The organism is Neobacillus drentensis (assembly GCF_036962765.1).
GTDB lineage: Bacteria > Bacillota > Bacilli > Bacillales > Cytobacillaceae > Neobacillus > Neobacillus drentensis_C.
This window is the reverse complement of sequence record NZ_JBALOS010000259.1, coordinates 1-9,471: the sequence shown is the minus strand read 5'-3', so window position 1 is coordinate 9,471 and position 9,471 is coordinate 1. Positions and strand designations below refer to the sequence as shown.

The window sequence follows — 9,471 nt, the reverse complement described above, 5'->3', positions numbered from 1 at the left end:
ACTAACAGGTAGTGATATTATACTTCCTGTTTTTTATTTTATGATTTTTTGAAATCTTCTAAACAAAATCTATCAAAAAGTAATTTTTGGGTAACAAAAATAATCATTTTTGTTATAGAAATTTTTCATGACGAATACATGTGAATAAGGTATAATGTTGATTAATTGAGGTTATGTATCAAATTGTTGAGGGGGAAATGTGTTTGGATATTAGACAAAATAATATCAAAATCAATCAAACTAAATCGTTAAACGAGGGAAAACCCAAGACAGCCTCTCTAGCAGAAGACCCAGTTAATTCCTTCGGACAGATATTAGCGATGTTTAATTCTTTAGGTCAATCAAATAAAAAAGACGGACAGTTAGATACACCATCTTTCCAAAACGTGCCTGAGCCGTTGAAAATAAGTGAATCGAAAGATATATCAGGGCTTTTGGTAGATAGCCATTATGAAAGTGTCATAACCGATTCGATGAAATCCAGTACAATAGCGACTAAAAGTGAATCTGCCAGATTAGAAGAATTATTTAATTACATAAGTCTAGAAGACATTAAATCTACCTTAATGAAACTCAGTGCAGAAATCACTAAAAATGGTCCTTTGAGGTTGAAAGACATAAAATCCAGCCTGATGCATCAAAGTGGAGATGTAACTGAAAAGGGATTGATGATTCTAGAAGAGATTCAATCCAGCTTGCCCAATACTAGCCTAATGAATAAAAATGCGGAAATAACCGTAAAGGGATCGATGGTACTAGAAGAGCCTCAATCCACTTTGCCCAATAATAGTATTGAAATCACTCAAGATGGAATTGTGGACGAGAATAAAGAAGACTGGGGAAAAATAGATGCAATTTTAACTGTTTTAGCTGCTAGAATTCAGCAAATGCAGCAATCTCAGGAATCACAGCTAGATTTTGATTTTTCAACGGGCGGACGACAATCTTCAGACAATTCCATTACAAAAAGTACACCTCTAAATTTTTTACCAGAGGATCGTAAGGAAGTGGCACAAGGGATAGATCAACAGAAATTGATTGATTTTAAAGAATTAATCCCGATCATTTGTGATATAGTCTCAAAAATAGAAAGCGAATCCTTGAAAGTACCAGATAGTATTAAAGAAAAAATTCAAATAATTTCGAATGAATTAAATTCAATGAGCGAAACCGATGGAACGACATTGTCTGGTAGTGAGTTCAATAAAAACGGATTAAAGCTAAATGAAATAGAGCAAACCACTTTAAGTCAATCGAAACCTCTCCTGAGTTTGGATAAAAATCAAGTGATTTTCTCATCCGTTATACAATCCGTTAGCCGTGTTCCTGAATTTACTAAGGTGGAACGGTCTCCACGAACTACACAAATAGATGACATGACCAAGGTAAGTGGACAGCCACTAATGGCCATTCATCAACAGCAAGCCACCAATAATCTGACAGAGGCAGCATCAAATCTACCACAGCTTACCATGTCCGAGTTTGCTCCCGAATTGAGTGAGTGGATGGCCCGAAATATGAAGATTTCTAACGGTCAGTCAGGAAGCACAGAAGCTAAGTTCTCATTGTATCCTGAACATTTAGGTCATATTGAGATCAAAGTTAATTCGCAGCACGGACAGATTTCAGCTGAAATATTGACCGATACTCCACAAGCTAAAGAGTTGTTAGAAGGACAGTTGCAACACTTGAGAGCAGCACTTCAGCAATCAGGGATTCTGGTGCAAAAACTGGATATTTTACAGCAATCCCCGGCACCAGCCGATCTTGGTCAAACTGGATTATCATTTTCTCAAGATGGATCCTCCCATTCATCTCGTGACCAGCGAACCTTTACCTCAGCGCAGGATGGTTCAAAAGAACAAAACGAATCGAGTGAACAAAAAGAAAGAGAGCGGGAGAGTGTATCGATTACCTACGGCGTGGCAGCTCATAAGCCAACCTCCCGTATCGATTTCACTGCATAGAAAGGAGCTAAGATATATGAGTAATTGGATCGATGTTACAACGGTTTCTAAAAATAACTCCATCTATAATAATGTCAAACCATATGAACAAAAAAGCGTGCTTGGAAAAGATGATTTCCTACGAATCTTGACAACGCAATTGGCACATCAAGATCCTTCTAGTCCATTACAGGATAAAGACTTTATTGCACAAATGGCAACTTTTAGCTCCTTAGAACAAATGACGAACCTGAATAAGGCGTTTGATAAATTTGCAGGCAGTCAAATGAATCAGTATGCTGCAGTGATTGGCAAAGAGGTAAGCTGGACACCTGCTGGTGCAACATCCCCTAAAACAGGTGTTGTTACAGGAGTTTCAAATCAAGATGGTAATTATTTTTATATAGTTGGTAATGAAAAAATTCCAATGGAAAACGTTACGGAAATTAACCAAGTTACAACTGAAACAAAATAATCCCACTTTAGGAATTGATAATTAGGAGGAACACAAAATGTTAAAGTCTCTTTACTCTGGAGTTTCTGGTATGAAGGGTTTTCAAACGAAATTGGATATTATCGGAAATAATGTTGCCAATGTAAATACAGTTGGATTTAAAAAGAATCGCGTCATGTTTCAAGATATTATTAACCAGAATATCGCAGGAGCGACAGCGCCAACAGGAAAAAACGGCGGGGTAAATCCAAAGCAAACCGGTCTTGGGGTTAGAACTGGGGCCATTGATACGATTCACACACCTGGTAGTCCAATGACAACAAACGTTGGAACCGATTTAGCTGTTGATGGCGATGCTTTTTTTGTCGTATCAAACGGTGGAGCCAATTATTTAACTAGAGCCGGTAATTTCACAAGAGATGGAAATGGTACTCTAGTAAATTCCAATGGATTTTATGTAACCGGAGTTGCTGTGGAAAATCCTCCAGCAGGTTCGCCAGCGGGAACATTTGGAACACTTCATCAAGTTCCAATTAACATTTCTGTTGATCAAACAAGTAATCGTGATGCCGCTGGAAATGTGATACTTGACAGTAACGGGAATGAAATGGAACCATTAAAATTCACTTCTTATTCCATAGACTCTAATGGTTATATAAACGTAGTATGCGAGGATGGAAGAAGTGGGAAATTAGCCATGGTGATGGATCAAGCCAGCCCTAATTATGGCCGCTATTACTTAAATGATTCCAATGCACTTCAAAATGAAAATATATCATTAGCTACGGCTGTAGTCACGAACCCTGGTGGTTTAAAAAAGGTTGGAAATACAATGTTTGAGGAAACTGGAAACTCTGGCATTGCTGATTTTGGTCGAATCGAAGAAAATAAAGGCGGCCAACTTGTTTCAGGTGTCCTTGAAATGTCAAACGTTGATTTAACAGAAGAATTTACTGAGATGATTATCGCACAACGTGGTTTCCAAGCTAATGCAAGGACAATTACAACAGCGGATTCTGTTTTAGAAGAAGTAGTAAACTTAAAACGCTAATATTCTTAATTTATAGCAAATAAATGAATGATAACTCAGGGAAGAGTTAGGGGGAAGCCCTTTGGCAGATGTATTATCACAACAAGAAATTGATGCCCTGCTATCCGCCTTAAATAATGGGGAAATTCAGGCATCCGATGTAACGGTTAAGGATGAAAAAGTTAAACTTTATGATTTCAAACGCGCAATGCGTTATTCCAAAGAACAACTAAGAAGCATTACAAGAATTCATGAGAACTTCACTCGATTACTGACTTCCTATCTTTCAGCTCAACTCAGAACCTTTGTTCAAATTGAAATTGATCTGGTAGATCAAGTAAACTACCAAGAATTTATCGCGTCTATCCCCTCGCGTACCATATTGAACGTTTTTGAAGTGAAACCGATGGATGGAAAAATGGTGATGGAAGTTAATCCTCAAATAGCCAACGCAGTAATTGAGAGGTTACTGGGAGGACAGGGGGAGGCTTCTTCCCGTAACGGAACTTTAACGGAAATAGAAACGGTTCTTATGCAAAAGATCTTTTCGCGCGCTTCAGATATGTATCAAAGCGTGTGGAAAAACATCGAAAATATTAAAGTAAGATTAGAAGGCATTGAAACAAATCCGCAATTTGTTCAAATTTCTTCTCCTAATGACACTGTGATTGTTATTGCTCTCCATACAACGATTGGAGAGACAACAGGAAGAATGACGCTATGCCTTCCACATCTTATTGTGGAGCCCGTATTACCCAAATTATCAACACATCAGTGGCTTTCGACGATGTCAAAGTCAACTGACCTGCTGGAAAATAAAATAAAACAAAACTTGGACACGATTGGTGTACCTGTAATGGCTGAATTAGGAAGGGCCACCTTGCCGATTTCCGAACTCTACAACCTTCAGATTGGAGATGTAATTGGGATCGAAACCGGGAAAATTCAGGTTAAAGTAGATCAAGTGACAAGATTTTTGGGTAACCCAGGCGTTCAAAAAGGACGTTATGCAGTCCAAATCGAACAAACAATCCACTCTGAAGGAGATGACATATAGGATGAACGAGGGGTTACTATCTCAAGATGAGATTAATGCACTATTTAATCAAATGAATGAAAAGCGTGAGTTATCGATTGATGACTTTCTATCCTCTATGGAGCAGGATGCTTTAGGGGAGATTGGGAATATTGCTTTAGGAAGTTCCACCACAGCTTTATCCTCTTTACTGAACCAACGGGTGGAAATAACGACACCTGTTGTGGCTGTGATTGAACAAGATCGAATAGAAGAAGTGATAAGTGAAAAGCATGTTGCTGTACACGTAGATTATACCGAGGGTATACGTGGTAAAAATCTATTGATGATCAAAGAAAATGATGCGAAGATTATTGCCAATTTGATGATGGGTGGCGACGGTACGTTACTTGATCCTGAACTCTCAGAATTGCATCTAAGTGCTGTTCAAGAGGCAATGAATCAAATGATGGGATCTGCTGCGACATCTATGTCCACCATGTTCAGTCAAAAGGTGGATATTTCACCGCCAACCATCGACATACTTGGTTTCCCGCCTAAAAAACTAAAAGAACTTGATGAAGAGATTATTTTAGAAATCTCTTTCCGTTTAAAGGTAGGAAATCTAATTGATTCAAATATGATTCAATTTATACCTTTATCTTTTGGAAAGGATATGATTGAAAAAATTCTCTCCATTAGTGAGCCGCCAGCAACAAAATCTGTCGAGGTGGAGAAGCAAGTAAATTATGTACAAGAACAGACTGCGACAGTACAATCGATTCCATCTACATCTTATGATGGAGCATCAGTCACTCATAGCATGACGAATCCACCTCCAAGTGCAAATGTCCAAAAAGTCGAATTTGCATCATTTTCTGATGCACCATCAAGTAGTTCTTATGCAGGGAATATTGATATGTTATTTGATATTCCATTAGAAATAACGGTGGAGTTAGGGCGTACAAGAATGCAAATTCGCAAAATTCTTGAATTAGGACCTGGAGCAGTCATTCAATTAGATAAATTGGCTGGAGAACCTGTGGATATACTAGCAAACAATAAGCTGGTAGCTAAAGGGGAAGTGGTCGTAATTGAAGAAAATTTTGGAGTTCGGGTTACAGATATCATTAGTCCAATTGAACGTATCAGCAAAATGACCAACTAATAATAAAAATACTACATATTACAACATTTGAATATTGGAGGAGAAAACTATGGCAAGGGTATTAATCGTTGATGATGCAGCATTTATGCGAATGATGTTGAAAGATATTTTGACAAAGAATGGGCTGGAGGTTGTCGGAGAAGCAGTAAATGGTGACGACGCAATCGATAAATATCGGGAACTTAATCCTGATATTGTGACAATGGACATTACAATGCCTGAAAAAGATGGAATTACGGCCGTTAAGGAAATCCGTTCTTTTCACCCGCAGGCTAAAATCATCATGTGTTCTGCAATGGGGCAGCAGCCTATGGTATTAGAAGCGATTCAAGCAGGAGCAAAGGACTTCGTAGTGAAACCTTTCCAACCAGACCGGGTAATGGAATCTATTAAAAAAGTATTGGGTAGTTAAAAACCATACAATACTCGTATTCATGATCGTACTAATTTATACGATTAGGCAAAAAGGGAGTTGGGACTTTTGGCGCCACAACTGGGGAATTGTTCAAGATGCAGGAAGCTTTACCTTCGGATTAGGAACATATGTGACGAATGTTACCAAAAACAGGAAGAGAACTTTCTAAAGGTAGCAGCCTATCTTCGTGAATATCCTGGCAGCACTATTCAGGAGGTAAGCGATGAAACACTGGTTTCAGTTGTTGAAATCCGTCAATTTATATTGTCTGGACGAATCATAATGGGGGATTTTCCAAATTTAACTTATCCCTGTGAAACGTGTGGAAATTTGATTCGCACTGGAAAAGCCTGCAAGAGCTGCATGGCACAGATCAACCAGTTAGATCAACATACAGGTAAAGAAAAGAAGGAGCACAGCCACGAGAAAGGTAATAAGGCTGGAGGCTACATAACACATTACTTATAAAAAAAAAGCGAGATGTGAATGGAACCAAAACGGTGGTTCCTAGTACTCTCGCTTTTTTAGTAAATAACCTAATATAAAAAACTATCAAGAATTTTAGATAAGCAATCAAAAAAATATACTAATATCTGGTATGTTATGAAGGGTGTTATTTTTTATTTGGAAAAGGAGAGGTAAGTAATGTTTAGTAAAGCGTCAAGTAAAGTCTCGATGGGTATAAAGTTATGGGGCAGCTTTATTATCGTCTTATTATTTTTAGGTTCTATTTCTTTTGTATCTCTCAATAAAATCAATATTTTAAGTGATAATGTGAATGATTTAGGTAATAATCAAGTACCTGAACTAGAATTAATCGGTAATATTAAAGAAGAAGTAACCAATATACGTTTTTATGCATCACAGCATGCATATATGCAAGAGGCATTGGTTAAAGAAAACCTTGAGAAGTATATTGAGGTAGAGGCTGCAAAGGTTAAGAAGAATGTAAAAGAAATGGAAAAACTAAACCATTCGGATGAAAATAATAAGCTATTATCGGATTTTAGTAAAGATTTTGACAAATATATTGCGTATATTCCATCCTTTTATGAGAAATCAAGAAGTAATAATTATGAAGAAGTTCATGAACAGATGTCTTTATTAACCTCTCTAGGTGGAAAAACCATTGTTTCTCTAGATAGGCTCACGAAGGGTGTCAAAAACACGAACGATACGATCATCGATAAAGCAGAGCAAGATTCATCAAGTGCGATCAATGCGATTATGATTGTTTCAGTAATTGCAATGTTTTTCAGTATCGTAGTTTCATTTTTAATCAATCGACTTATTCATCGTACGGTTACAGGGGTTGTAAAAAATGCAGAAACTACAACAAAATCTGTTACCGAAATCAAGAAATCAATTGATATAACAGCTATTGGTGCACATCAACTAGATGTTTCGATGAATAAAGCGAACGATTCAGTCAACGAACTCGTAGCATCTATTCAACAGGTAGCAGGAAACACAAATGTAACTGCATCTGGGGTCGATGAAATTTCAGCTGCAGTAGAACAAATGAGTGCTTCCATTAATTTGGTAAAGGGGAGTGCAGATAATTTAGCTGCATCTGCGGAAGAAACTTCCTCCGCGATTCAAGAAATGATGGCTTCGATTGAACAAGTAGCAGTAAGTACTAGCAATGTAAGTGATAGTGTTGAAAAGTTCTCTGATTCGATTGAAGAAATGAGCCAGTCCATTAAGGGAGTAAGTGAACGTGCGGTTAGCTTAACAGAAACTGCTGAACAGACCTCTGATACAGTCGAGGAAATGATAGGTTCGATCAAACAAGTAGCTGCTAGTGCGCAAACTGTTAATCAATTAAGTAATGCTGTTAAAGATGATGCTTATGAAGGTACCATTTCACTAAATGAGACACTAAACGGTATGTATGAAATATCGCAGGTTATTGATCAAACAAGTAAAGTGATGGAAAATCTTGGAAAAAGCTCTGAGGAAATTGGTAGTATTGTGGCGGTCATTGATGATATAGCTGATCAGACGAACCTGTTAGCCCTAAACGCTGCAATTGAGGCAGCGCGTGCTGGAGACCATGGAAAAGGATTTGCGGTTGTTGCGGATGAAGTACGGAAATTAGCAGAAAGATCTGCAAAGGCAACGAAAGAAATAGCAACCCTAATCAAAGGAATTCAAAATGAAACGACGGTTGCAGTAGCCTCAATCAAAGATGGGTCCAATAAAGTGAAAATTGGAAATGAATTAGCTGACAGGACACAACAAGCAATTGTGAAAATTTCTGAAGGTATAGCAAAAGTAACGGAAGAAATGAATCAGATTGCAAAAGCAACGGAAGAACAAACGAAGAATAGCGAGTTCATTACCAAAGCAGTGGAAAGTGTTACAACTCAAGCAGAAGAGATGACCCTTTCCACGAAGGAACAATCAATCACTGCAGAAGCGATTGTAAAAGGCATTATTGATACAAAGGACCAGGTACATCAAATTTCAATAGCGACCTCGGAACAAGCCAAAGGAAGTACTGCGATTGTTGAAGCAGTTGAAAACGTGACCAACCAATCAAGCTCTGTGACCAATGCAACAAGAGAACAGGCACTGACAGCCGAAGAGATTGTGCGCAATGTCAACAGCATAAAAGAAATGGTTCAACAAATGATGATTGCGACAAATGACCAAGCAAGGTATGGACAAGAAATTTCTTTAGAGGTTGGTAATGTTCAAAGACAAACTGAAGAGTTAAATTTCAGCATTGAAACGCAGACCAAAGAAGTACAAGAGGTAGTAGTTGCTATTACCGATGTTAATTCACAAATTAAGAAACTAAATTAAATAGCTCTTTTCAGATGACGCTTTCGCAATGTATGCGGAGGCGTTTTCCTATCGACCCTAAAGTATTTCTATTAAAAATATCTTGGATAACAAAATGTATAATCCTCCTATCAAAAACTTAAAAAACTATCAAAAAATTTAGTCATAAATATCAAAATTTATGCTAAGATGAGGGATATATTTGCATTTTTATAGGGTAGCATTTTGATAAGCTTTAGTACTACGTTTGTATGCTATATAGCGAGGGGAAGTTGAAATGGACTTAAGTAATTATTTAGAAATGTTTATTGAAGAATCGAAAGAACATCTCCAGGCAATTAACGGTGAACTATTGAACCTTGAATCAGATACAGAAAATACAGCGATTGTTAACGAAATCTTTCGTTCTGCTCACACACTTAAAGGGATGGCAGGTTCTATGGGATTTGATGACCTAGCCTCATTAACACATGAAATGGAAAATGTCTTGGATTTATTACGGAACTCAAAATTGACAATCACTCCAGAAATTATGGATGTTATTTTTAAGTGTGTAGATTTAATCGAAAAAATGGTAGACAGCATTGAGCAAGGTGGAGATGGTAAAGAAAATGTAACGGATGTCGTTTTACAACTAAAACGTATTCAAGCCC

The 9,471-nt window shown here is 37.5% G+C and carries 9 protein-coding genes; all 9 read left to right on the top strand.

Annotation, left to right across the window (positions count from 1 at the left end; translation table 11 throughout):
• Positions 1 to 203: 203 nt before the first annotated feature.
• On the top strand, positions 204 to 1,967 hold the full coding sequence (locus tag V7137_RS25740; RefSeq protein WP_335700712.1) for a flagellar hook-length control protein FliK: 1,764 nt from the start codon (positions 204 to 206) through the stop codon (positions 1,965 to 1,967).
• A gap of 16 nt (positions 1,968 to 1,983) precedes the next feature.
• A complete protein-coding gene (flgD, locus tag V7137_RS25735) occupies positions 1,984 to 2,421 on the top strand; it encodes a flagellar hook assembly protein FlgD (RefSeq protein WP_335700711.1) in 438 nt (145 codons plus the stop codon).
• 37 nt (positions 2,422 to 2,458) lie between these two features.
• Entirely contained in the window at positions 2,459 to 3,451 is a 993-nt protein-coding gene (locus tag V7137_RS25730; protein WP_335700710.1) for a flagellar hook-basal body complex protein, read from the top strand.
• A 61-nt stretch (positions 3,452 to 3,512) separates the two neighbouring features.
• Entirely contained in the window at positions 3,513 to 4,487 is a 975-nt protein-coding gene (gene fliM / locus V7137_RS25725; protein WP_335700709.1) for a flagellar motor switch protein FliM, read from the top strand.
• A gap of 1 nt (position 4,488) precedes the next feature.
• Complete coding sequence (fliY, locus tag V7137_RS25720) at positions 4,489 to 5,613, top strand: flagellar motor switch phosphatase FliY (RefSeq protein ID WP_335700708.1); 1,125 nt, start codon at positions 4,489 to 4,491, stop codon at positions 5,611 to 5,613.
• 49 nt (positions 5,614 to 5,662) lie between these two features.
• Positions 5,663 to 6,025: a response regulator gene (locus tag V7137_RS25715; protein ID WP_335700707.1), complete on the top strand. Its 363-nt coding sequence runs from the start codon at positions 5,663 to 5,665 to the stop codon at positions 6,023 to 6,025.
• Between the two features lie 69 nt (positions 6,026 to 6,094).
• Positions 6,095 to 6,496: a flagellar protein gene (locus V7137_RS25710; protein ID WP_335700706.1), complete on the top strand. Its 402-nt coding sequence runs from the start codon at positions 6,095 to 6,097 to the stop codon at positions 6,494 to 6,496.
• A 177-nt stretch (positions 6,497 to 6,673) separates the two neighbouring features.
• Positions 6,674 to 8,839 carry a HAMP domain-containing methyl-accepting chemotaxis protein gene (locus V7137_RS25705; RefSeq protein ID WP_335700705.1) on the top strand — a complete coding sequence of 722 codons (2,166 nt, stop codon included), beginning with the start codon at positions 6,674 to 6,676 and terminating at the stop codon, positions 8,837 to 8,839.
• A gap of 256 nt (positions 8,840 to 9,095) precedes the next feature.
• Positions 9,096 to 9,471, top strand: a 376-nt coding sequence (locus tag V7137_RS25700) for an Hpt domain-containing protein (RefSeq protein ID WP_335700704.1), incomplete at its 3' end; no start/stop codon positions are given.